We start from the raw sequence: 930 nt of genomic DNA on the forward strand, positions 1-930 counted from the left end.
CCGGTGGCGGTCGACCCGACGTGCGCTGCCACTCCTGACGCGCGGGCCCGGGACCCGGGTCTGGTGCGGTGCCGAGGCGCGGGGCCACAGTGGGTCGAGCAGCCCGGACGGTGCGGGCCGGGCGGCCGCTGGAGGGGGACGTCGTGAGCGCTGCGAGCGGGCAGGACCCGGGCGGGACCCCGGGCGCGGCGGTGTTCCGCGCGCTCGTGGAGCACTCCCCGGACCTGGTCTGCGTCCTGGAGGCCGACGGCGCGCTGCGGTACGCCAGCCCGGGCGCGGCGCGGCTGCTGGGCCCGTGGGAGGAGCAGCCGCAGCCCGTGCGGCTGCGCGCGCACCCCGACGACGAACCCGGTGCGGTGCAGCTGTGGCAGCGGGTGCTGCACGCAGCGCCCGGGGGCGGCGTCGAGGAGCGGCTGCGCGTGCTCACCGCCACCGGCCAGGTGCGCTGGCTGCAGGTGCACGCCTACAACCACCTCGGCACCGCCCCGGTGCGGGCGGTGCTGCTGTACGCCCACGACGTCACGGAGGAGGAGGAGGTGCGCCGGCGGCTGTCCACCGACGCGATGCACGACGCGCTGACCGGCCTGCCCAACCGGCGGTTCTTCGCCGAGGCCGTGCAGCACGCGCTGGCGCGCGCCTCGCGCAGCGGGCGGGCGGTGGGCCTGCTGCTGATCGACGTGGACCACTTCAAGCTCCTCAACGACGCCCACGGCCACCCGGCCGGCGATCAGCTGCTGGTGGCGCTGGCGCAGCGGATGCGCCGCTGCGTGCGCCCGGCCGACACCGTGTGCCGCCTGGGCGGGGACGAGTTCGTGGTGCTGGCCGAGGACCTGCACCACGACGCCGACGCCCTGGCCGTGGCGCAGCGCCTCAGCGCCGGCGCCAGCGGCCCGTACCGCCTGGACGGCGGGGCGGACGGCGGGGGTGGGC

At 78.1% G+C, this 930-nt stretch carries 1 protein-coding gene; it reads left to right on the forward strand.

Annotation, left to right across the window (positions count from 1 at the left end; translation table 11 throughout):
• Positions 1–143 precede the first annotated feature (143 nt).
• Positions 144–930 (forward strand): diguanylate cyclase domain-containing protein (locus GTR00_RS21750; protein WP_166613570.1); only part of this gene is annotated, 787 nt, incomplete at its 3' end.

Source organism: Kineococcus indalonis, assembly GCF_009906395.1.
GTDB classification, from domain to species: Bacteria; Actinomycetota; Actinomycetes; order Actinomycetales; family Kineococcaceae; genus Kineococcus; species Kineococcus indalonis.